The sequence below is a fragment of the Halorubrum tropicale genome (assembly GCF_001280455.1).
Lineage (GTDB): Archaea > Halobacteriota > Halobacteria > Halobacteriales > Haloferacaceae > Halorubrum > Halorubrum tropicale.
In genome coordinates, this window is record NZ_LIST01000002.1 from 407,106 (window position 1) to 429,460 (window position 22,355).

The 22,355-nt window shown below is 72.3% G+C and carries 23 protein-coding genes; 12 read left to right on the top strand and 11 right to left on the bottom strand.

The window, feature by feature from the left end; genetic code table 11:
* Window positions 1–55 precede the first annotated feature (55 nt).
* Window positions 56–799 (bottom strand): ThuA domain-containing protein, encoded by a 744-nt coding sequence (locus tag AMR74_RS07140; RefSeq protein ID WP_053771368.1) that lies wholly within the window; start codon window positions 797–799, stop codon window positions 56–58.
* A 92-nt stretch (window positions 800–891) separates the two neighbouring features.
* Here AMR74_RS07140 and AMR74_RS07145 point away from each other — a divergent pair, with 92 nt between their 5' ends.
* Window positions 892–1,107, top strand: a complete 216-nt coding sequence (locus tag AMR74_RS07145) for a hypothetical protein (RefSeq protein ID WP_053771369.1) — start codon at window positions 892–894, stop codon at window positions 1,105–1,107.
* 15 nt (window positions 1,108–1,122) lie between these two features.
* On the opposite strand, the gene AMR74_RS07150 is transcribed toward AMR74_RS07145, so the two are convergent.
* Window positions 1,123–1,506, bottom strand: coding sequence for a TlpA family protein disulfide reductase (locus AMR74_RS07150; protein WP_053771370.1), 384 nt, complete (start codon window positions 1,504–1,506; stop codon window positions 1,123–1,125).
* 130 nt (window positions 1,507–1,636) lie between these two features.
* Between AMR74_RS07150 and AMR74_RS07155 the strand changes: the two genes are divergently transcribed.
* The 6 genes from AMR74_RS07155 to AMR74_RS07180 all read left to right on the top strand — a co-directional run bounded on the left by AMR74_RS07155 (window position 1,637) and on the right by AMR74_RS07180 (window position 6,856).
* Window positions 1,637–2,554, top strand: coding sequence for a PLP-dependent cysteine synthase family protein (locus tag AMR74_RS07155; RefSeq protein ID WP_053771371.1), 918 nt, complete (start codon window positions 1,637–1,639; stop codon window positions 2,552–2,554).
* 91 nt (window positions 2,555–2,645) lie between these two features.
* On the top strand, window positions 2,646–3,035 hold the full coding sequence (locus AMR74_RS07160) for a hypothetical protein (RefSeq protein ID WP_053771372.1): 390 nt from the start codon (window positions 2,646–2,648) through the stop codon (window positions 3,033–3,035).
* On the top strand, window positions 3,035–3,628 hold the full coding sequence (locus AMR74_RS07165) for an MOSC domain-containing protein (RefSeq protein ID WP_053771373.1): 594 nt from the start codon (window positions 3,035–3,037) through the stop codon (window positions 3,626–3,628). The genes AMR74_RS07160 and AMR74_RS07165 overlap by 1 nt, the downstream gene beginning before the upstream one ends.
* A gap of 152 nt (window positions 3,629–3,780) precedes the next feature.
* Window positions 3,781–4,917, top strand: coding sequence for a DUF3179 domain-containing protein (locus AMR74_RS07170; protein WP_053771374.1), 1,137 nt, complete (start codon window positions 3,781–3,783; stop codon window positions 4,915–4,917).
* Complete coding sequence (locus tag AMR74_RS07175) at window positions 4,907–5,539, top strand: hypothetical protein (protein ID WP_053771375.1); 633 nt, start codon at window positions 4,907–4,909, stop codon at window positions 5,537–5,539. Before AMR74_RS07170 ends, AMR74_RS07175 begins: the two co-directional genes overlap by 11 nt.
* A 99-nt stretch (window positions 5,540–5,638) precedes the next feature.
* Window positions 5,639–6,856: an MFS transporter gene (locus AMR74_RS07180; RefSeq protein ID WP_053771376.1), complete on the top strand. Its 1,218-nt coding sequence runs from the start codon at window positions 5,639–5,641 to the stop codon at window positions 6,854–6,856.
* Between the two features lie 65 nt (window positions 6,857–6,921).
* Here AMR74_RS07180 and AMR74_RS07185 read toward each other — a convergent pair whose 3' ends face one another.
* Window positions 6,922–8,994, bottom strand: coding sequence for a peroxidase family protein (locus AMR74_RS07185; RefSeq protein WP_053771377.1), 2,073 nt, complete (start codon window positions 8,992–8,994; stop codon window positions 6,922–6,924).
* Between the two features lie 210 nt (window positions 8,995–9,204).
* Here AMR74_RS07185 and AMR74_RS07190 point away from each other — a divergent pair, with 210 nt between their 5' ends.
* Window positions 9,205–9,990: a PHP domain-containing protein gene (locus tag AMR74_RS07190; RefSeq protein ID WP_053771378.1), complete on the top strand. Its 786-nt coding sequence runs from the start codon at window positions 9,205–9,207 to the stop codon at window positions 9,988–9,990.
* 147 nt (window positions 9,991–10,137) lie between these two features.
* Here the strand turns inward: AMR74_RS07190 and AMR74_RS07195 are convergent, their stop codons facing one another.
* Window positions 10,138–10,986, bottom strand: coding sequence for a DUF502 domain-containing protein (locus AMR74_RS07195; protein ID WP_205625952.1), 849 nt, complete (start codon window positions 10,984–10,986; stop codon window positions 10,138–10,140).
* Between the two features lie 253 nt (window positions 10,987–11,239).
* A complete protein-coding gene (locus AMR74_RS07200; protein WP_053771379.1) occupies window positions 11,240–12,478 on the bottom strand; it encodes a mandelate racemase/muconate lactonizing enzyme family protein in 1,239 nt (412 codons plus the stop codon).
* A 96-nt stretch (window positions 12,479–12,574) separates the two neighbouring features.
* Between AMR74_RS07200 and AMR74_RS07205 the strand changes: the two genes are divergently transcribed.
* A complete protein-coding gene (locus AMR74_RS07205) occupies window positions 12,575–13,051 on the top strand; it encodes a TRAM domain-containing protein (RefSeq protein ID WP_053771380.1) in 477 nt (158 codons plus the stop codon).
* A 13-nt stretch (window positions 13,052–13,064) separates the two neighbouring features.
* Here AMR74_RS07205 and AMR74_RS07210 read toward each other — a convergent pair whose 3' ends face one another.
* Together AMR74_RS07210 and AMR74_RS07215 are read right to left on the bottom strand one after the other, a co-directional pair.
* Window positions 13,065–14,195: a geranylgeranyl reductase family protein gene (locus tag AMR74_RS07210; protein WP_053771381.1), complete on the bottom strand. Its 1,131-nt coding sequence runs from the start codon at window positions 14,193–14,195 to the stop codon at window positions 13,065–13,067.
* A 90-nt stretch (window positions 14,196–14,285) separates the two neighbouring features.
* A complete protein-coding gene (locus tag AMR74_RS07215; protein WP_053771382.1) occupies window positions 14,286–16,523 on the bottom strand; it encodes a thioredoxin domain-containing protein in 2,238 nt (745 codons plus the stop codon).
* Window positions 16,524–16,663: 140 nt separating this feature from the next.
* On the opposite strand from AMR74_RS07215, the gene purD reads away from it, so the two are divergent.
* Together purD and AMR74_RS07225 are read left to right on the top strand one after the other, a co-directional pair.
* The gene (gene purD / locus AMR74_RS07220; RefSeq protein ID WP_053771383.1) at window positions 16,664–17,947 is read left to right on the top strand and encodes a phosphoribosylamine--glycine ligase; all 1,284 of its coding nucleotides are present in this window, start codon (window positions 16,664–16,666) and stop codon (window positions 17,945–17,947) included.
* Between the two features lie 64 nt (window positions 17,948–18,011).
* Window positions 18,012–18,608, top strand: coding sequence for an acyltransferase (locus tag AMR74_RS07225; protein WP_394324735.1), 597 nt, complete (start codon window positions 18,012–18,014; stop codon window positions 18,606–18,608).
* Between the two features lie 12 nt (window positions 18,609–18,620).
* On the opposite strand, the gene AMR74_RS07230 is transcribed toward AMR74_RS07225, so the two are convergent.
* Entirely contained in the window at window positions 18,621–18,941 is a 321-nt protein-coding gene (locus AMR74_RS07230; protein WP_053771384.1) for a DUF5798 family protein, read from the bottom strand.
* 95 nt (window positions 18,942–19,036) lie between these two features.
* Between AMR74_RS07230 and surE the strand changes: the two genes are divergently transcribed.
* Window positions 19,037–19,831: a 5'/3'-nucleotidase SurE gene (gene surE, locus AMR74_RS07235; protein ID WP_053771385.1), complete on the top strand. Its 795-nt coding sequence runs from the start codon at window positions 19,037–19,039 to the stop codon at window positions 19,829–19,831.
* 27 nt (window positions 19,832–19,858) lie between these two features.
* Here the strand turns inward: surE and AMR74_RS07240 are convergent, their stop codons facing one another.
* The 3 genes from AMR74_RS07240 to AMR74_RS07245 all read right to left on the bottom strand — a co-directional run bounded on the left by AMR74_RS07240 (window position 19,859) and on the right by AMR74_RS07245 (window position 22,349).
* A complete protein-coding gene (locus AMR74_RS07240) occupies window positions 19,859–20,530 on the bottom strand; it encodes a nucleotide exchange factor GrpE (protein ID WP_053771386.1) in 672 nt (223 codons plus the stop codon).
* 74 nt (window positions 20,531–20,604) lie between these two features.
* Complete coding sequence (locus tag AMR74_RS19925) at window positions 20,605–20,712, bottom strand: trehalase family glycosidase (RefSeq protein ID WP_137705338.1); 108 nt, start codon at window positions 20,710–20,712, stop codon at window positions 20,605–20,607.
* A gap of 107 nt (window positions 20,713–20,819) precedes the next feature.
* The gene (locus AMR74_RS07245; protein ID WP_053771387.1) at window positions 20,820–22,349 is read right to left on the bottom strand and encodes a cryptochrome/photolyase family protein; all 1,530 of its coding nucleotides are present in this window, start codon (window positions 22,347–22,349) and stop codon (window positions 20,820–20,822) included.
* Window positions 22,350–22,355 lie beyond the last annotated feature (6 nt).

Consider the following 22,355-nt stretch of genomic DNA (forward strand, 5'->3'; position numbering starts at 1 on the left):
GCTCTACGCCGTTGAGCCGCCGGCTCGTCGATTTCTCCGCGGGCGCTCGTGCCGATCAGTGAACCGTCCGGTCGTCGCTCGTGTCGATATCCGCGACCGGCTCCGAATTGCCGAACTCGGGCGCGGGGCCGTCGCCCGGCGCCGCCCACTCGACCGCGTTCCGAAGGACCTGTCGAACGTCCTCGTCGTGGTATATCGGGTACGTCTCGTGGCCGGGTCGGAAGTAGAACACCCTCCCGCTCCCGCGGCGGTAGCAGCAGCCGGACCGGAACACTTCGCCGCCCTCGAACCAGGAGGTGAACACGAGCGTGTCGGGCGCGGGCACGTCGAACCGCTCGCCGTACATCTCGGTCTCCGCCAGCTCGACGTACTCGCCGATCCCCTCCGCGATGGGATGGCCCGGTTCGATCGTCCACAGGCGCTCGCGCTCGGCGGCCTCGCGCCACTTCAGCGAGCAGCTGGTGCCCATCAGCCGCCTGAATATCTTCGAGTAGTGCGCGGAGTGAAGCGCGATCAGGCCCGTGCCGTTCAGGACGCGCTCGTGGACACGGTCGACGACCGCGTCGCACACCTCGTCGTGGGCAGCGTGGCCCCACCAGACGAGCACGTCGGTGTCGTCGAGGACCGCCTCGGTGAGCCCGTGCTCCGGCCCCTCGTCGAGCGTCGCCGTGCGGACCTCGTGGCCGCCCTCGCGGAGCGCGTCCGCGACGACGGCGTGGATCCCCTCCGGGTAGACGTCGGCGACGACGTCGCTCTCGCGCTCGTGACGGTACTCGTTCCAGACCGTGACGCGTGCCATGCCCGTGGTCGACGCCGAACCGACTTTAGCGCTCCCCAGCCGCGCGGCGCCCGGACCCGAAGGCACTTCCCTCGGGCTGGAGATGACCGCATATGGCAGGTCCCCGACAGCTGTACCGACGCGCCGACGACTGGGCGCGCGGCCTCTCCCGGTTCCGGTACGCCGTCGTCACCGGCGTGATCGCGACGGCGTCGGTCCTCGTGGTCGGCGTCCTATCCGACACCTCCATGACATTTCAGGCGGTCGCGATGGGCGTCACGATGGCCGCGCTCTACTACGCGTTCGACATGAACGCGAGAGCCGACTGAGCGGCGAGAAAAGGGTCAGGCGGTCGCCTCGACGTCCGCGAGCCGCTCGGCCAGGAACTCCGCGATGGAGACTTCTGCCTCCTCGACGAACCGCGCGAGCTCCTCGCCCTCGGGCGACTCGACGACGACGGTCGGGATCAGCTCGATCCCGTACTCCTCGACTAACTCGCCCTCCTTCCCGTCCGGCCCCTTCGTCACCGGGAACTCCCGGATGCGGTCGTCCGGGACCCCGGCGGCCGCGAGCGCGGCGCCGAACTCGGGGAGCTGGCGCCGGCAGTCGCCGCACCAGTCGCCGCCCCACACCTTGAAGACGTAGTCGTCGGCTCCGAGCGCTTCGAGCACGGACTCGTCGAACGCGTCCGCGTCAAGGTCGGCGGGCGCAAGCGTTTCGAGCGTCATTTTGCGGAGGTAGGTCGCGGAGGCACCTAAACGGCGCGTCGGTGGCAAGACGAGCCCTCGGCGGTTCGCGGCCGACATCGATTGCCGCAGTCCGCGGGGCCTTTGGGTCGCGGTCGCCTCGGATCGGGTAATGGACGACGACATCCTGTCGACGCTCGGCTCGCCGCTGGTGCGGGTCGACGCGCCCGCGGGAACGACCGTGGCGGCGAAGGTCGAGTCCCGGAACCCGGGGGGCTCGGCGAAGGACCGTCCCGCGCTGTACATGATCGAGGCCGCCGAGTCGGCCGGCGAGATCGAGCCGGGCGACCGCATCGTCGAGCCCACTTCGGGCAACACCGGCATCGGGCTGGCGATGGCGGGCGCGGCGCGCGGCTACGACGTCACGCTCGTGATCCCGGAGGGGAAGTCGATCGAGCGCCGGCGCCTGATGAAGGCGTACGGCGCGACCGTCGAGCTCGTCGACGGCGACATCTCGGCCGCGAAGGAGCGCGCGGACGATCTCGAAGCGGAGCCGAACACCGTTCAGCTGCGGCAGTTCGAGAACCCCGCCAACCCCCGCGCGCACTACGAGACGACGGGGCCGGAGATCCTCGATCAGGTTGGCGACCGCACCGTCGACGCCCTCGTCGCCGGTGTCGGTACCGGCGGCACCCTCTCCGGGATCGGACGCCGACTGCGGGAGGCGTTCCCGGACGTGCGCATCGACGCCGTCGAGCCCGCGGACAACGCCGTCCTCTCCGGCGACCCGCCGGGCGACGACCGCTTCCAGGGGATGGGACCGGGGTTCGTCGCGCCGAACCTCGACGTCGACCTGATCGACGAGGTACACACGGTCGAGCTCGCGGACGCGGAGGCCGAGTGCCGGCGGCTCGCCCGCGAGGAGGGAATTCTGGTGGGCCAGTCGTCCGGAGCCTCCAACCTCGCGGCCAGGAACGTGGCGGCGGAACTGCGCGAGGCCGGGGCGTACGCGGGCGCCGAACCCCTCGTCGTCACCGTCTTCTGGGACAGCGGCGAGCGGTACCTCACCGCCGGCACCTTCGACGAGTGAGCGCCCCGCACCGCGGCGACGCTCGGGCGCCGACGACCGTCGCGTCCGCGGGCACCCGGACGTTGATTAGCGCGCGGCGCCGAGGGCCCCCGTGAGCACCCGCGACTCGACGACGGCCGCGCCGGACGCGGACCCGACCGACCCGCAGGATCGGCGCTTCGACGGGCCGTGGCTCGCCGCGCTCGCCGCGGCCGTCGTCGGCTGGACGCTGTTGTACGCGCTCGACTGGGCGTTCCTGACGCCGTCGACCCCCGTCGGCGCGGCCGTGGCCTTCGCGCACGGCTACCTCCTCGCGCCGCTGGCGACCGCGACGCTGCTGCTCGACTCGCTCTCGCTGGCCGAGCGGCGCGTCGCCGACCTGGGACTGTTCAAGTGGATCTACGCCCTCGCCGCGCTCCCCGCCCCGCCCGTCGCCGCGGTCTACTACCTCCACCGCGAGTGGCTGAGGCCCGACGACGCGACCCTCCTCGGGGGCCCGTGATGCCGGCCGAGGATGGCCGCGACGGCCGAGCCGGGGGCGACCTCGGGCCCCGCGGACCGGACGAGACCGGTCGCGTCGCGTCGCTCGTCACGGCCCCGGAAGGGGGCGCGCCGCCGGTCGGTCGGGACGCGGTCGACGTCCGTCCCGACGGGGTCGAGGGGGACCGCTACCGCCGCGGGGACGGTCACTTCCAGCTGGACGGCTGCGCGGTGACGCTCGTCTCCGCGGCGGCGCTCGCCGCCGTCCGCGAGGAGACCGGGGTCGACCTCCGCGACGGTCGACACCGGCGGAACGTGGTGGTCGACGGCTTCGGGGGCGGACTGGACCCGCTGCTCGGCGCGACGGTGGCCGTCGGCGACGCGCTCCTGCGGCCGACGCGCCGCCGTCCGCCCTGCGCGCGCCTCGAATCGCTCGCCGGCGCCGACGGGATCGCGGCCGCGCTGCGCGAGCGCGGCGGGCTCTGCTGTACCGTCGTCGAGCCCGGCCGCGTGGCGGTCGGCGACCCCGTGACGGTGCGCGAGGCCGACCCTCGGACGGCGGGCGCGGCGATCGCCGAGCGGCTGCGCGGCGGCTCGCAGAGCGGTCACGAGTAGCCGTCAGCCGGTCCCGGCAGCCGGTTCTCCCCGACGGCCTCGGCCCGCTTCGGTACCGCGAGGCGCCCGAGAACCGCCCCGCGCCGGACGGGTGTGCGTGCAATTCACACCCCCGCTTCGGGCTTTATACGGTCGAAGACGGAGACGGGGGCATGAATCGAACTCGGCGCGCGGCGCTGTCCGGACTCGCGGCCGTCGGCGCCGCCGTCGCCGGCTGTCTCGGCGGTCGAGCGACGAGCGGGGCCGACCGCGACGGGGAGTCGGCCGGGGCGTCGAGCGACGGGGCGTCCGGCGGCGACGGGAGCCCGCCGCCCACCGTCGAAACCGAGTACCACCTCGCGTACGAGCCGGCGTCGCTCCTGTCGGAGTCGCTCGACGGCGGCGTCGGCAAAGACGGGATCCCGTCGGTCGGCGACCCGCAGTTCCGGCCGATCGCGGACGCGGACCTCGCGGCCGACGAGCCGGTGTTCGGCGTCGTCCGCGACGGCGAGGCGAGGGCGTACCCCCGGCGGATCCTCTCGCACCACGAGATCGTCAACGACGAGATCGCCGGCGAACCGATCGCGGTCACCTACTGCCCGCTCACCGGGACGGCACAGGGGTTCCGGCGCGGCGCCACGACGTTCGGCGTGTCGGGCCGGCTGGTCAACTCGAACCTGATCATGTACGACCGCGCCACCGACAGCTGGTGGCCGCAGATGCTCGCGACCGCGATCGACGGCCCGCTCGCGGGCGCGACGCTCGACGAGTTTCGGGTCGTGTGGACGACCGCGAGCGAATGGGCCGCGCGACGGCCGGACTCGCTCGTCATGACGGAGGCGACCGGCCACGTCCGCCGCTACGACAGCGACCCGTACGGGAGCTACGCCCCGGTGAACGGCTACTACGCCCGGAACGGGACGCTGTTCCCGCCGCTGGCGTCGACGGAGGACGGCCACCCGAAGTCCGTCGTCGTCGGGGCGCGCACCGCCGACGGCGCCGTCGCGTTCGACAAGGCCACCCTCCTCGACGAGCGGGTCCTGACCGGGACCGTCGGCGGGGACGGGGCGGCCGTCGTCGCCGTGGCCGAGCCCGCCCTCTCGACCGGGCACGTCTACCGGAACCCGGACGGGGCCGCGGTCGCGACCGACGGCGACGGGTACAGGGTCGGGGGCGAGGGCGGACTGGCCGCCGCGGACCTCCCGCTCGACCGCGTCCTCGCGTTCGACGCGATGTGGTTCGCCTGGGCCGGGTTCTACCCCGACACCGCGTTCGTCGGCGACCACACCTGGGCCGGGTATGGCCGCTGAGACCGCCGCGCCGACCGAGGCCCCGCGCGAGTGGCTCGTCGGGCTCGGCCGGCGGACGGCGTTCGCCGTGCGCGCGTCTCTCGGTCGACGCGACGGCCGCGCGACCGCCGCGGTCGTCGCGGTCGCGTACCTCCTCGCGTACCACGTCGGGCTCGGCCACCTCGGGGTCCGCGCCGGCGCGAGCGGCGGCGCGCCCCCTCGGTTCGACCTCGTCGTCGCGGAGACGCCGGGCGCGCTCGCCCTCCGCCGCGTCGCGCCGTTCCAGTACGAGCCCGTGGCGCTGCTCTCCGTCGGGCCGGTCGAGTACCTCTTCGCCCCGGTCAACGCCGCGCTCGGGCTCGGGCTCGCGGCGCTCGTCGGCGTCACCCTCGCCGTCTCCGTCGTCGCGTGGCGCGGGCCGTCGGCGTGCCGGATCGGGGCCGGCGCGGGCGCGGTCGCGGGGGTCCCGGGGGTCCTCTCCGGGTTCGCCTGCTGCGGCCCCACGCTCCTCGCGGTGATCGGCGTACAGGCCTCCGCGGGGCTGCTCGCCGCGTTCCAGTGGTTCCTGCCCGCCTCGGTCGGCGGCCTGCTGCTCACGCTGCTGTGGGTCGGGAGCCGCGTGGACCCGGCCGCCGTCGGGTGAGTCCCGCTCGCCAGAAACCCCCGCTACGGCGTTCCGCGCCCCGCCGGGATCGAAAGCGTTGACCGGCGACCGCCCCGACGACACGCCCGTGACTGTCGGATGAACTGGCGGTACCGCCACGCGGTGTTGACCCTGTGTATGCTGGCGTTCTTCGTCACGTACTTCGCCCGGCTGGCGATCAGCCCGGTCGTCCCCCTGATCATCGACGACTTCGGCGTGTCGAACACCGCGGTGGGGGTCGCGCTCTCCGGCATGTGGTTCGCCTACGGGCTCTCGCAGTTCCCGAGCGGCATCCTCGCCGACCGGTACGGCGAGCGCCGCGTGATCCTCGTCGCCGTCGGCGGGACGACCGCGACGAGCCTCCTGCTCGCCGTCGTACCGGTCTTCCCCGCGTTCGTGCTGGCCGCGGTGCTGCTCGGGCTCGCGGCGGGGCTCCACTACGCGGTAGCGACCACGCTGCTCTCGCGGACGTTCGACGACCTCGGGACCGCGGTCGGGATCCACTCGCTCGGCGGGCCGCTCGCGGGGCTGGTCGCGCCGGTGGCCGCGACGTGGGTGGGGTTCCGCTACGGCTGGCGGCCCGGCGTCGCGCTGGCCGCGCTCGTCGGCGTCCCCATCTTCGCCCTGTTCGCGCGCCGCGTGCGCCCGACCGAGCCGCGGCGCCCGGAGCAGCCGATGGCCGAGCGGCTCCGGCTCGCGCCGCTGCTCGAACTGGTCGGGCGCCGGGAGGTCCTCGTCCCGCTCGCGGTCGCGACGCTCGGCACGTACGTCGCGCAGGGCGTCATCTCCTTCCTTCCGACGTTCCTCGTCGAGCTCCGGGGGTACTCGCCCGCGTTCGCCGGCGGCGTCTTCTCGGCGTTCTTCGTCGTCCGCGCCGGCGCGCAGGTCGGGCTCGGGCGGCTCTCCGACCGGCTGGGCCGCGACGCGAGCATCGCCGCGGCCCTCCTCGGCGGGGCGCTCGGCCTCGGCGCGCTGGTCGCGCTCCCGGGCCTCCTGCGGCTCCCGACAGCGGTCGGGCTCCCGGCGCTCCCCGCGGTCGCGGGGCTCGGCGTCGCCGTCTTCCTCGCCGGCCTCGGGTCGAGCTTCTTCTCGGCCATCGACCCGCGGTTCATGGACGCGCTCGGCGACGCGGAGCGGGGCGCCGGGTTCGGCCTGATCCGGACCGTCTACACCGTGATCGGCTCGGCCGGCTCGGTGGGCGTCGGCCTCGTCGCGGACCTGCTCGGCTGGGCCGCGTCGTTCGCCGTCATCGCCGGCATGTCCGGACTCGCGTTCCTCGTCATCTCCGCGAACGCGGTCGTCGGCGGGGGGCGGTGACGCGGGTCGGGCCGCGTCCGAGTCGGCGCGTCGGCACCGCGCCCCGTCGGCGCGTCGCGACCGACTCACCCGACGTACCGCCGGCGCGTCGACCGCTCGCCGTCGGGGTCGAAGACCGCGACGGTCTCTCCGGCGTCGTTGAGCGCCGGCGCGCCGCGGTCGAGGTAGTGGTCGGCGGCGGTGTCGGTCCCCGGGCCGATGTGGACCGTCAGCGTCTCGTCAGGGTCGAGCGTCGCGTCGGGCAGGTCGTCGCGCTGCCCGCCGAGGTCGATCGCGTACCCCGACAGGTCGATCGGCTCGGCGGCGGCGTTCCGGAGCGTCACCGACTCGTCGAGCGGGTCGCCCCCGGCGCCCGGGCCCGGATCGATCGCGTCGATCACGAGGCCGTCCGGCCGCGCCTCGGCCGCGAACGCCGTGATGTCGGCGAGGGTGTAGCCCGCCGTCGCCGTCGGCTGCGGGAGGCTCGGCTCCCAGTCGTCCGGCGCGGCGTTCGGGTAGGCGGTCTCGTCGGCCTCGATCAGCCCGATGAGCGTCTCGGCGACGATGCGGCTGCCGACCGCGCCGAGGCGCTCGCCGTCCTGCTGGAACTCCGCCTCCGCGAGCACGTAGTACCACAGCGGCGAGTCGGGGTCGGCGCCGCGTTCATGGGCCCGCAGCGCCTCCATGATCCCCGAGTCGTGGCCGAACGCCTCGTTGCGGATCGGATCGTTCCCCATCCGTGCGGCCACGTCCTGCCCGGAGGGGAGTCCGAGCGCCTCGCCCCGGCGGAGGTTCCGGACCGCGAGGGACGGCTCGCCCCCGAACGGGAGTTCGAAGAGCGTCGGCGCGAGCAGCGGTTCGATCTTCCGACCCGGCTGGAAGTCCCCGTCGCCGGCGTCGAGCAGCCGCGACCAGTCGACGACGAGGTCGCTCGGCACCGGTCGGCCGCCGCGGAGGTTCCGGCCGTCGCCCGGGCCGGTGGGGAACAGCGGCACCTCGCCGACCTCGTCGTTGACGTCGAACGCGTGGCGGATCATGCTGTGCCCGAAGCGGTAGGCGGCGCCGCCGAACTCGACCGGGATGGCCGGCGTTCGTCCCGGCGGCACGAAGAACTGCCGGCCGCGGTCCTCGATGTCGTCGAGGACGTACCGGTCGCAGATCCGCGGGAGGAAGTCGTGGCGCACGACCCACTGGTAGTGCCATCTGACGAGCCGCTGGGCGGCTTCGAGGACCGACTCGCCGTCTTCGACGAGGTCGGCGCCCGGGCCCCGGAGGTGGTCGACGACGCGGTTGTGGAAGTTCACGAACGCGAGCTGGAGCTGCGAGACGACGACGTTCTCGTCGTTTCGCGGGTCGCCGATCAGCGCGACGCCCTGATCGTTACGCTGGAGGTCGGTCCCGGGAAGCCCCGAGAGCCCGCCGCCCTCCGCCGCGTCCGGCGCGCCCGCCTCGCCGGTGAGCAGCTTGCGCTCGTCCCGCTCGTGGTCGTACAGGAACGGCGCGGCCTCGGCGTTCGTCCGGTACAGCGAGTCGAGGTCGAGCGCCGGCGTGCGGAAGTTCCGCAGCGCGGCGGGGTCGTTCCGCCGGTCGATGTCGGAGGTGGGGTCGAAGGTGATGTCGTGGTCGACGAACTGGCCGAAGATCCCGTACCCGGCCGGCGTCTCCGCCTCGCCGACCGGAGCGTCCGCGGGCTCCATCATCGGCGCGCCCGCCTCGCCCCCCGTGCCTCCGAGCGTCCGCAGGAACGCCTCGCTGCGCTCGTAGGGCTCCAACTCGGGGAACTGCGTGTGGAACCGGTGGCTCCGGACCGGCCCCGCCGCCGTCTGGGCCGCCTCGTTCATCCCCCGGTGTTCGATACCGCCGTGGACCGTCATCCGGCGCGCCTTCACCGTGAGGTGGAGCGCGTGCTCGGCGTCGTCCGGGGTCCGCCGCCGTCGCACGGGCTCCTCCGCGCCGCCGCGTGCGGGGTTGCGAACCGTAAACGAGACGTCGTCGACGCCGCCGTCCGTCTCGACGACGAATCCGCCGTCGTCGTCGGTGGTCCAGTGGCCGACCGGTTGGCCCCCCTCGCCCGGCCGCTCTCCTACGACCACGCGCCCCGCCAGCGGGCGGGACTCGTCGTCGACCACGCGACACCGGATCTTGTTACTTGTCCTCATGACCCATACAATTAAACATCAGTAGCAAAAAATTTTCTAAATGAACTTTCAACAGGTTTCGCGGATTATGCTGTGGGTAGACTGCGACCGTCCGGGGAACGAGACGTGAGAGCGGACGAGGCGGGTTACGTGGAGAAGCGCCGTGGAGAGGCGCGACGCCGCGTCACGTGCGACCCGAACCTTCGAGTCGCCTCGCCACGAAGAACCTCCGTGTACGACTTCCACGCCCACACGAACTACTCGGACGGGGCGTTCCTGCGATGGATGGTCGAGGCGGCAGCGGACGCCGGGCTCGACGGGATCGGTCTCGCCGACCACTGTAACGTCTCGCCGGCCCCGACCGCGCGGCGGTACAAGCGCGCGTTCGGGTTCAATCTCGACCTGACCTACGAGCGGCGCCGCGAGGCGATCGAGGCGGTCCGCGACGAGGTCGACGTCGACGTGTTCGACGCCGCCGAGATGGACTACGACCCCGCCCACGAGGGGGCTATCGCCGAGTTCCTCGACGACGCCGGCTTCGACTACGCGGTGGGGAGCGTCCACGAGCTCGACGGCGCGAACGTCCACACGCGGTCCCGCTTCGCGGACAAGCCGGAGTCGGAGCGGCGCGAGTTGGTCGACCGCTACTTCGAGAAGCTGGTCGCCCTGATCGACTCGGAGCTGTTCGCGATCGCGGCGCACCCGGACCTGGTCGAGCGCAACCCGCACCTCCGCGGGTTCGCGACCGAGGACCACTACGCCGCCGTCGCGGACGCCTTCCGGGACTCGCGGACCGTCCCCGAGATCAACGCCGGCCGCCTGTTGGACGACTACGGCGAGTTCCACCCGGCGCCCCCGTTCCTCGACCGGCTCGTCGACGCCGGCGTCGACGTGACCGTCGGGACCGACAGCCACGAGCCGGACGCGATCGCGCCCCGGGTGCGGGAGGTCGAGGCCGAACTCGCCCGGCGCGGGCTACAGCCCGTCGGACTCGATCGGGTGGTGAAACGGAGCTGACGCGCTCGGCTAACGGCCGTGACGAGGGCGCTGATCGTCGGACGACGCGGCGGCGTCGAGGTCCGAAGCGACCGGCGGGCGCCGGTCGTCGAACGCTCGCTCCCTCGCGGTACAACAGACCCTCCCGGGCCGTCAGAGTCGTCGCGCCTACTCCCGGTCGTCGTCGTCGTAGTCGGTCGTGACCACCGCGCTGCAAATGTCTTGGTACCGCTGTGAGTTCTGTAGCTCTTCGAGGCCGATGTTGAGAGTCCCCGAGGCGCCTTGGTCGGTCGCGACACCGCTCGTGAGGACGCTCTGAATCCCCTCTTCGATGGTCATGTCTATGTCGTAGACGTCCGACTGCGGGATGTACGTCAACAGGCCACCGGTCACGGGGTTCGGCGCCAACGGCAGAAACATCGAGACCATCTCCTCGTGACCGGTCGACTCTTCTATCGTCACCGGGGCCTCGCCGGTCTTGAACCCGAGCACGTAGACGTTCTCGTCGAAACACTGGACGAGCTTCACCTCCTGAAACTTGTCGTCCTGCTCGTCGAGAACCACGTCTCCCATCCGCCGGAAGCTCTTGTACACCGTTCCGACGCCCGGGATCGAAGACACCACCAGATCGAAGACGTCCACGACCCGCTGCCCGTAGCGGTTGCGTCCCACGACCCCGACGACAGCGATGACGAGCACGAGGACCGCGATCGCGATGAGCTCGGAGACGAACGCCACGACGTCGGCGTAGATCCCGATCTCGATGAGCAGCTGGACGAATCCGCCCGACTCGATGCGCTGGATGAGACCGGCCCACCGTAGGACCCGAATGAGCGGGTCCAGCGCGTTCCGAACGAACCCGATCGCGATGCTGACGATGTACAGCGTCACGACGACGGGGATCATGATCGCGACGCCCGTGATCAGCGAATCGTACGCGCGCGAGTACAGGGATTGGCCGGTCTGTTTCGCCCGGGTCGCTACTTGGGAGGGGTCGCTATCGTCGGGGGACGACATAATGCGTTCCTCGCGGGGAACGGTAAAATAAATGCTCATTCACGCACCCGTCGACGGGGGCGCACCCACTCAGCTATCGAGTACGATCTGGCTTCCGCCTCGTCGAACACCGCGAATCGAAGATTCGCTTGCCCGACGGAGCTACGCTTCGTCGGACTGCGAAAATCGGAGATTTTTGGGCTCGACTTCGGCTTCCGCCTCGTCGAACACCGATAGGCTCGCTCCGCTCGCCTATCGAGTTCGACGAATCGTTTCACTCCTCGTCGAACAACGTCTCGCCCTCGACCATGTGCTCCTCGACGGTGTCCATGTCGAGCGTGAGCCCGAGACCCGGCTTCTCCGGCACCTCGATGTAGCCGTCCTCGATCACGTCCTCCTCGACGAGGTCCTCCCACCAGCCCAGCTCGTAGGAGTGGTACTCGATCGCGAGCGAGTTCGGGATGGAGGTGCCGACGTGGGCCGCCGCCATCGTCGCGATCGGCGAGGCGACGTTGTGCATCGCGACCGGGACGTAGTACTGGTTCGCCACGTCCGCGATCTTGCGCGTCTCGCGCATGCCGCCGACCTTCGGCAGGTCGGGCGCGACGATGTCGACCGCCTGGTTCTCGATGAGGCGGCGCAGCTCGGTGACGCGGTAGCGGTTCTCGCCGACCGTGATCGGCGTGGTCGTGCTCTTCGTGACCTCCTCCTGGACCTCGAGGTTCTCCGGCGGCACGGGGTCTTCGAGCCACCACACGTCGTACTCCTCGATGGCGTCCGCGAGGCGCTTCGCGGAGCCGCCCGAGAACGTCCAGTGGCAGTCGAAGGAGACGTCGGCCTTGTCCTTGACGCGCTCGGTGACCTTCTCGACGATCTCCGCCTTGTGGCGGATCTCGCCGGGGCGGAGGTGGCGGTTCGCGCGGTCCTTCTCGAAGCCGCTCGGCACGTCGAGGTCGAACTTCAGCGCGTCGTAGCCGAGCTCGTCGACGACGCGCTCGGCCTCGTCCGCGCACGCCTCGGGGTCCGCCTCGTCCTCGGTGTGGCAGTCGCAGTAGACGCGCATCTCGTCGCGGTACTTCCCGCCGAGCAGCTGGTAGGCGGGCACGTCGAGGATCTTGCCGGCGAGATCGTGGAGCGCGACCTCGATGCCGGAGATGGCCGTGACGGTGACGCCCTCGATCGAGCCCTCGCCGGACATCTTCTGGATGAGGTGCTCGTAGAGGCGGTCGATGTCGAGCGGGTTCTCGCCGACGACGAACGGCTTCATGCGCTCGATGAGCTCCGGGACGCCCGCGCCCCAGTACGCCTCGCCGGTGCCGACGACGCCAGCGTCGGTGTACACGCGGACGAGCGTCCACGGGAAGTTCCCGTCGACCATCGTCGTCTGAACGTCAGTGATCTCGACGTCGCGGCCGCCCCCGCGCGTCCCCGTGGTCCCCATCGTCTCGGCGGAGAGCTCCCGCATCGTGTACTCCGCGTTCGGGTCGTGGAGCGACTCGTAGTTTCGGCTCATACCGCGTTGGTTAATTCGGGACAGGGTAAACGTTTACCTTCGCCCGTCGTCCGCACGAACAGGTGGCTTTTCATCCCCGTGCGCGCAATAGCGCTCATGGTCGAAATTACTGATTCTCTCGCGTGTCTGTACACCGGACGGGTGGAGTCCCGCGGCGACGACTACGTCGTCACCGTCCCGACCTCGGAGATCGAACACGGAAGCGTCAGCGTGGGCGACACGTATCGGATCGCCGTCCTGGACCGCGCCGAATCGGCGGCGGAGTCGACGGGCGACGCCGACGGCGCGTCCGTCCCCGAGACGAACGGCGCGTCCGACGGGACCGCGTCCGACGACGGCCAGCGGCCCACCTCCCGCGGGGCCGCCGGCGCGGTCCAGCCGGACCCGCCCGTCTCGGAGGGGGAGGTACGGGACGTGACGATCGAGACGCTCGGGGACAAGGGCGACGGGATCGCGAAGATCGAACGCGGCTACGTCGTCATCGTTCCCGACGCGGAGCCCGGCGAGCAGCCGACCGTCGAGATCACGAGCGTCCGCGAGAACGTCTCGTTCGCGAACGTCGTCGACGAGTAGCGACCGCCCGGGGTCACTTCGCCCCCCGGTCGTCGGGATGTATCCGTTCCGGGGGGGTCGCCCGCGAGAACAGCGACCGCAGGTGCGACGCCGAGAAGAACGAGGACGGCTCGTCCATGTGGACGCCGATCTCGCCGGACAGCGCCCGTAGCCCGACCCGCTGAACCGGTTCCGGGAGCGAGTAACACCGCCTGATCGCCTTCCCGAGTCGGATCTCCGTGGCCAGCTCCGCGCGCCACCCGGACTCGTAGTCCGCGAGCGTCCCCGGGTCCGCCGGGTCGATCGCCGCCGCGGCCACGTCGGCCGCGCGCATCCCGTAGAGGATGCCGCCGCCGGTGAACGGCTTCGTCTGCGCGGCGGCGTCGCCGATCAGGAAGCCGCGGTCGCTCGTCGTCCGCGCCGGCGGGCCGACCGGGATGGCGCCAGAGCAGCGCCGGTCGGTCGTCGCGCCGTAGGCGTCCGTGAGCCGCTCGAACATCTCCGACACATCCTCGCTCGGCGGCGCCGCCAGCCCGTACTCGACGCCCGCGTCGCCGCGGGGGATCCGCCACGCGAAGAACGTCGGCGCGGTGAGGTGGACGTCGACGTAGTCGCCCGCGTCCGCCGCGGGGTCGAACCCGAGGACGCCGTGGAGCAGTTCGTCCGGCTCCGGGAGGTCGAGCGCGCGCCGCACCCGCGACGTGGGCCCGTCGCAGCCGGCGACCATCCGGGCCTCGACGCGCTCCACGTCACCCGCGGGCGTCCGAACGTCCACGGCGACCCGGTCGGCCCGCTCCTCCACGCCGACGACCGTGTGGTTCTCTCGGACGTCGGCGCCCGCCTCGCGCGCGGCCTCGGCGAGGGCTCGGTCGAGCCCGACGCGGTCGATCACGTTGGAGACCGGTTCCCGCTTGTAGAACGGGTAGGACCGCGAATCCGGACCGCCGACGTGGAAGCGGGCCCCGTACACCCGGTTCTGGAGGAGGTCGTCGCGGGCGCCGTCGGGGGCGTACTCCCACACGTCGTCGGAGACGTGCCCGGAGCAGGCGAGCGGCTCGCCGACCGACCCCTTCTCGAAGGCGACGACGTCGCGGCCGTCCTCGGCCGCGCGTCGGGCGAACCGCGACCCCGGCGGTCCCGCGCCGACGACGACGAAGTCGTACATGGTCGGGTCGTGGTGACGGGGGTAGTTAAGCGCGACGCGCCGACCCGGCCGGTCCCGACGGAGCGAGGGCCGAGGGGTCGGAACGGCCGCCTACTCGGACGACTCCCGCGTTTCCAGCCACGAGAGCGCCGCGTCGAGGTCCGTCCGCGGCGGCGAGCAGGTGAAGCCCTCGCAGACGTACGCGGTCGGTTCGCCGTCGACCGCGTCGCGGCCCGCCCAGATCGGCGGGGCCTCCGCCATGCCGAGGCGGTCGAGCCACTCGTCGAGGTCCGCATCTGTAGCGGGTCGCGGCGCGATCAGGGCGCCCGGGAGGTACCGCTCGCCGAGCGTCTCGCGCCAGTCGTCGGGGACCGCGTCGGCGGCGACGGTCACCTGGATCCCGCCGGTCTCGACCAGGTCGGCCGCCCGCACGAGGGAGGCGTGTTCCAGCGGGCTCCCGCGGATCCGGTCGGCGTGGGTTCGCACGACGCGCTCGGCGATCTCGCGGAACTCGCCGTCCGTTCGGAAGCCGTCAAGGAGCGCGAGCGTCTCGGCGGCGACCCCGAGGCTCGACGGCGTCGACCGGTCGGTGAACTCCTGCGGCCGCGCGATGAGGGGGCCGGCGTCGGCGGTCTCGCCGCCGGCGTCGCCGGAGCCGTCTCGCGCCTCGCCGTCGAGGTCGCGGGTGAAGTAGATCGTCCCGTCGTCGGCGTCGTGGAACTCGTCGACGAGCGCGTCGGCGAGATCGAGGGCGAACCCGAGCGGCTCCGGGTCGCCGGTCGCCGCGTACGTGTCGAGCGCGCCGCGCGCGAGGAACGCGTAGTCGTCGAGGTACCCCGGCCCGCGCACGTCGCCGTCGAGCCAGCGCCGGGCGAGCGCGCCGGTCTCGCGGTCGGCGTCGTAGAGGCGCTCGCGACAGAAGTCGAGCGCCTCGCGGGCGATCTCGGCGTACGCCTCGCCGAGCGCGCTCCCGGCCCGCGCGAACGCGGAGATCGCTCGCCCGTTCCACGAGGCCAGCACCTTCTCGTCGCGGGCGGGACGCGGGCGCTCCTCGCGGGCGTCGAACAGCTCCGTGCGCGCCTCGGTCAGGATCTCTCGGACCGCCTCGGGCGACAGGTCGCGGTCGGCGGCCAGCTCCTCGACGGACGCGGCGATCGTCGGGACGGTCGTGCCGCGCTCGAAGTTGCCCCCGGCCCGGATCCCGTACCGCTCCTTGGCGAGCGACGCGGCCGGCTCGTCGAGGACGGCGTCGACCTCCTCGGGGGTCCACACGTAGAACGCACCCTCGACGTCTCCCTCCCCGTCGTCGCCCCCGCGGCCCGCGGGCGGTCGGCTCCGCGCGTCGAGGGTGCTGAAGAAGCCGCCGCCCTCGTGGCGGAGCTCGCGGTCGAGGAACGCGAGCGACTCGCTCGCGACGCGGGCGTACGCGGGGTCGCCCGCGAGGCGGTAGCCGTCGAGGTAGGCCATCGGCAGCTCGGCGTTGTCGTACAGCATCTTCTCGAAGTGCGGGACCGTCCACTCGCGGTCGACCGCGTAGCGGTGGAACCCCCCGCCGATCTGGTCGTACATGCCCCCGCGGGCCATCCCGTCGAGCGTGCCGGTCGCGGCCGACAGCAGGGCGTCGCGGCCGCGCCCGGCGTAGGCGCGCATCAGGAGGTCGATCCGCCCGGGCATCGGGAACTTCGCGCCGCCGCTCCCGAAGCCGCCGTGCTCCTCGTCGTAGCCGCGCAGCGCCGCCGCGGCCGCGGTGTCGAGCAGGTCGTCGCCGGCGGGACCGGCCGCGTCCTCACCGTCCGGACCGGCCGCGTCCGGCGTCGGCACCGACTCCAGCTCGTCGCGCGCGCTCTCGGCCCACTGGTCGGCGCGCCGCCGCATCTCCTCGCGCTGCTCGGGGTCGCTCCAGGAGTCGGCGATGCGTTCACAGAGGTCGCGGAAGCCGGGCTGGTTCCGCCGCGGCTCGGGCGGGAAGTAGGTCCCGACGTAGAACGGCCTCCCCTCCGGGGTACACCACGCCGAGAGCGGCCACCCGCCGCCGCCCGTGACCAGCTGGCAGACGGTCATGAACGTGCTGTCGACGTCGGGGCGCTCCTCCCGGTCGACCTTGATCGAGACGAACTCCTCGTTGAGCAGCGCGGCGACCGACTCGTCCTCGAAGCTCTCCTCGGCCATGACGTGACACCAGTGACACGAGGAGTAGCCGATGGAGACGAACACCGGAACGTCGTGCTCCTGAGCGCGCTCGAACGCCTCGTCGCCCCACGGCTGCCAGTTGACGGGGTTGTCGGCGTGCTGTTGGAGGTACGGGCTCGCCTCGCCGTCGAGGCGGTTCCGCTCGGTCGGCTGTGACATGGGCTCGATTCGGCCCGGCGGGCCAAAAGCCGTCCGCACCGGGGCGATTCCCGCTTCGGGCGTAGTTCTATCCACGTCCGCGCATATATCGGGCCCGATAGAGAGTAAGGTTTACACTACCGTGCGGACACCCGTCGGGCATGACGGAGACCGTACTCGTGGTGGGGGGCGGCGGGCGCGAACACGCGATCGCCCGCGCCGTGGCCGACGACTGCGCGCTGTACGCCTGCGCCGGCGTTCGGAACCCGGGGATCCGACGGTTGGCGGACGGGTTCGCGGCGATCGACGAGACCGATCCGGCCGCGGTCGCCGACTACGCGACCGAGGTCGGCGCGGACCTCGCGGTCATCGGCCCGGAGTCGGCGCTTGAGGCGGGGGTCGCGGACGCGCTCGACGACGCCGGCGTGTACGCCTTCGGCCCGCGGGCCGCCGAGGCCCGGCTGGAGACCGATAAGGCGTACCAGCGGGAGTTCATGGAGGAGCACGCGATCCCGGGCTGTCCGGACTACGCGGTGTTCGACGACACGGAGGCGGCCTGCGAGTACATCGACGGGTACGACGGCGACCTCGCGGTCAAGCCCGCCGGGCTCACCGGCGGGAAGGGCGTGAAGGTGATCGGCGACCAGGTGACGAGCGAGGAGGCGAAGGCGTACCTCCGCGACTCCGATTACGACCGCGTGGTGCTGGAGGAGCGACTCGTCGGCGAGGAGTTCACGATCCAGGCGTTCGTCGCCGACGGCGATCTGCGGACGACGCCGGCGGTCCAGGACCACAAGCGCGCCTACGAGGGCGACGAGGGACCCAACACCGGCGGGATGGGCTCGTACTCCGATACGGGGCGCTCGCTGCCGTTCATGCGCGACGGCGACTACGAGGCCGCGGTCGACGTGTTAGCGGCGGTCGTCGACGCGCTCCCCGAGTACAAGGGCGTCCTCTACGGCCAGTTCATGCTCACCGACACGGGTCCGAAGGTCGTCGAGTTCAACGCGCGCTTCGGCGACCCGGAGGCGATGAACACGCTGCCCGTCCTCGACACGCCGTTCGTCGACGTGCTCGCCGCCGCGCGCGACGGCGAGCCGCTCCCGGAGCTCTCCTTCTCCGGCGAGGCGACCGTCTGTAAGTACGCGGTGCCGGACGGGTACCCGACCGACCCCGACGCGGGCGCCGAGATCGCGGTCGACGAAGAGCACGCGGGCGACGCGCTCCTCTACTACGCCAGCGTCGACGAGCGCGACGGGCGCCTGTACACGACCACGTCGCGGGCGTTCGCCGTCGTCGGCCGCGGCGACTCCGTCGCGGCCGCCGAGGCGCAGGCGGAGGACGCCCTGGCGGCCGCGGGCGATCGCGTCCGCATCCGTCACGACATCGGTACAGCCGATCTCGTTCAGCGCCGGATCGACCACATGGACGACCTCCGGAGCTGACCGGACGCGTTCCGACCGACGCCCCGGAGCGACCCTTTTATTCTCCCCGTCCGAACGAGCCGTCGTGACCGACGACGACGCGGCCGCGACGCGCGAGGACACCGAGCCGCCACGCGACGACCTGGACGCGAGGTCCGACGACACCGACCCGAGTCGGAGCGACCGCCTCGACCGGTTTCCGACGCCGGGAGCGCGCAACTCCCTGTGGTCGTGGCCGGACGCGAAGTCGCCGCTCGCGGTCGTGCGCAACTACGTCGTCATCGTCCTCGCGCGGATCTGTCCGAGCCTCCGGCTGAAGAACTGGCTGCTGCGGCGGATCGGCGTCACGGTCGGCGCCGGCGTCGCCTGGGGGTTGGAGTCGACGCCCGACGTGTTCTGGCCCGAGAGAATCCGCGTCGGCGACGACGCAGTCATCGGGTACGACGCCACGCTGCTGTGCCACGAGTTCCTCCACGAGGAGTACCGCCTCGGCGACGTGGTCGTCGAGGACGAGGCGATGGTCGGCGCCGGGGCGATAGTGCTGCCCGGCGTCACCGTCGGCGAGGGGGCGCGCGTCGCCGCGAACTCGCTCGTCGCCGAGGACGTGCCGCCGGGCGCGACCGTCGCGGGCGTGCCGGCGGAGGTCGTCTCGCGGGCGGAGACGGCCGCGAGCGACGACTGAGCCGACCGTCGGCTACGCCGCGTCGTCGCCCGCGGCGGCGTCGTCACCCGCGTCCGCGTCGTCGCCCGCGGCGGCCGCCGTCTCCTCGGCGTCGGTGATGTGCGCCTCGGTGCTCACGCGCGCCAAGTCGACGCCGACCTCCTCGGCGACCGCGTCGAGGACGGCCCGCTGTTCGGCCATCTCGTTTTCGAGCGTCTTGACGCGCTCCGCGGTGTCTTTCACCGTCTCCTGCGTCTCGTCGACCTCGTCGCGGAGCTCGCTGATCTTCTTGTAGGTGCGCTCCGCGCGGTCCGCGAGGGTCTGAATCTTCTTTGCGGTGTCCCCGAATCCCATACCGACGGGTCGGCCCGGCGATACGTGTGCTTTTCCGTTCGACGCGACGCCCGCACCGACGGTGGACTTTTGCCCGACTCGCCCGTGGTACGGGTATGAGCGTCGACCGGATCCTGTTGACCAACGACGACGGCGTCGACGCCGCGGGGCTGCGCGCGCTCCACGACGCCCTCGCGACCGAGTACGCGGTGACGGTCGTCGCGCCGGCCGACGACCAGTCGTCCGTCGGTCGCCGCCTCTCCGACGACGCCGCGGTCGACGACCACGAGCTGGGGTACGTCGTCGACGGGACCCCCGTCGACTGCGTCGTCGCCGGCCTCGACGAACTCGTCCCGGAGGCGGACGCGGTCGTCGCGGGCTGTAACGAGGGGGCGAACCTCGGCGCCTACACGCTCGGCCGGTCGGGGACCGTCTCGGCGGCCGTCGAGGCCGCGTTCTTCGACGTGCCCGCGGTCGCGACCTCGATGTACGTGCCCGGCGGCGACGACTGGTGGAAGCGGGAGTTCGCGGCCGCGGACTTCGCGCACGCGGCCCGGGCGACGCGGTACCTCGTCGACGAGGCGGTCGACGCCGGCGTGTTCGAGCGGGCGGACTACCTCAACGTGAACGCGCCCATCGCGGACGAGGACCGCGCGCCGCTCCGCGTCACGACGCCCTCGACGTGGTACGGGATGCGCGCGGAGCGGAACGGCGACGGCCGCGTCGGGTTCTCCGACCCGATCTGGGGCCGGATGAACGACGGCGACGTGCCGGACCCCGTGGGGACCGACCGGCGCGCCGTCGTCGACGGCGAGGTGTCGGTCTCGCCGCTCTCCGTGCCGCACGCCGCGGCGACGAACGCGGGCCTCGACGACCTCGCCGACGCCTACGAATCGGCGGTCCGGTCCTGACGCGCCGCCGGAACAGAGGAGCGCGAGCTATTCGCCGTCGCCGGTGCTGACGGTCACCTTCGCCTCGCTCAGCACGCGGTCGCCCATCTCGTAGCCGGGCTCGTACACCTCGTGGATCGTCCCCTCTGGGCGGTCGCTGTCGACGCGGAGCATCACCTGGTGGCGAGCCGGGTCGACCTCCTCGCCCGGCTCCGGTTCGATGGGTTCGACCCCCTCGTCGGCGAGCACGTCGTCGAACTTCTCCAGCGTCGACTCGACGCCGGGGCGGAGGTCGCTCCCCTCCTCCTGGTCGAGCGCGCGGAGGAGGTCGTTCCGGACGGGCGCGATCCGCTCGACGAGCGCCTCGGAGGCGCGCTCGCGGATCTCCCCCTGCTTCCGCTTCGCGCGCTGCTTGTAGTTGCTGAAGTCCGCCTTCACGCGGGCGAGCTTGCTCGTCAGTTCCTCGACCTCCTCGTCGCGCTCGCGCAGCGCCTCGCGGGTCTCGGCGAGGTCGGCCTCCAGCGCCGCCACCTCGCGCGCGAGCGCCTCGTCGTGCTCGGCGACGGCCGTGGCGAGCGCCTCGTCGTCGTGACGGGCGTCGCCGTCGGCCGACTCGGCGGCCGCTTCCTCGGCGGTCGCCTCCGCCGTGCCGTTCGTCCGCGCCGCGTCGCCCGCCTCGTCCTCGGCGGACTCGGCGTCGACGGCGTCGTCGTCGCTCATACCCGATCGAAGTCGGCCGGCGGGGATAAGCGTTCAGAAGCGCGACGCTCCCGCTCGGGCGGCAGGGGAAGGGCCTACCGCCGAGCCGACAGCGCCGTGACGACACCGTTCGTCCAGCCGAACCCGTACTGGGGCTCGTACTCGCCGCGGTCGGTTCTGACGATGATCGTCCTGTTCGTCACGCTCCAGCGGTACTACAAGCAGGGGATGGTGGCCGCGGTCGCCGACTGAGTCGGCGTCGCCGCTCCGTTTTCCGTCGCGAGACGAACGCGCTCTCTGCGCCGCGGCCTCAGTCCTCCGGATCCTCGCCGCGCGCCCGCTTGTACATCGCGAGGGCCGCCTCGCGGCGCTCCGAGTGGTCGACGATCGGCGACGGGTACTCCGGCGCGGCGTTCGCGCGCTGGGTGGGCGACAGCTCGTGCCACTCGTGGATCAGGTCGGCGTCGAGCCCGCGGAGCTCCGGGACGTACTCCGTGATGTACTCCGCGTCGGGGTCGTAGCGCTCGCCCTGCGTCATCGGGTTGAAGATGCGGAAGTACGGCTGCGCGTCGGTCCCGGTGGAGGCCGCCCACTGCCACCCGCCGTTGTCGTTGGCGGTGTCGTGATCGGCCAAGCGTTCGCGGAAGTGGTCGTAACCGTGGCGCCAGTCCGCGAGGAGGTCCTTCGTGAGGAAGGAGGCGACGATCATCCGCACCCGGTTGTGCATGAACGCCTCCTCGCGCAGCTGGCGCATCCCGGCGTCGACGATGGGGTACCCCGTCTCGCCGCGCTTCCACGCGGCGATCTCCTCGGGGTCGTCGCGCCAGTCGATCCCCTCCTCGTACTCCTTGTAGTTCTCGGAGACCACCTCCGGGTTGTGGAAGAGGACCTGCGTGTAGAACTCCCGCCACGCCAGTTGCTGTTGGAACTCCTCGACCTGCTCCGGGGCGTCCTCGGGCCGCGAGTCGGACTCCGCCTCGGCCATCGCCGCCTCGGTGGCGGCGTACGCCTCGCGGACGCCGATCTCGCCGTACTTGAAGAACGCGGAGAGCCGCGAGGTCGCCTCCCGGGCCGGGTAGTCGCGCTCGGCCTCGTAGGCGAACACGGCCTCGTCGAGGAAGTCGTCGAGGCGCTCCCGGGCCGCTTCCGTCCCCGCGGGGCCGACGTCGGCCTCCGGTTCCGCGAAGCCGAGGTCCGCCGGCGTCGGGAGGTCGCCGACCGCCGCGCCGAGCGTCGCCGCCTCGCCGCCGTCCGCGACCGCGCCCGACGGGTCCGTCCCGTCGACGGCGTCGGCCGCGTCGGCGAGCCGATCGGTATCGGCCAGGCCCGCCTCGGTCGGCGCCGGCGCCGGGTCCTCTTTCGCGCGGTCGGTCCACTTCTTCCAGTAGTAGCTGTACACGGAGTAGGGGTCGCCGGCGTTCGTCCGGATCGCGTCGGGGTCGTGGAGGACCGCGTCGTGGTGGGCCTCGCGCGCCACGTCGACCGCGTCGAGCGCGCGTCGCACCCCGGCGTCGCGCTCGCGGGCGAGCCCGGAGTAGTCGCGGTTCCAGACGACGCGCTCGGCGTCGAGCGCCGCCGCGAGCCGCGGGAGGACGGTCTCCGGGTCGCCGCGCGCGACGAGCAGGTCGCTCCCGCGTGCGCGGTAGTCGTCGCGCAGCGCGGCCAGCCCGTCGAGCAGGCGGCGCACGCGAACGTCGCTCGCGTGGTCGAGGACGGACGGATCGAAGACGAACACGGGCGCGGCGGGACCGCGGTCGGGGTCGTCGCCGGCCCCGCTCGCGGCCGCGAGCCCGACGTTGTCGGCGGCTCTGAGGTCCCGTCGGTGCCAGAACAGCTCCATGGGTTC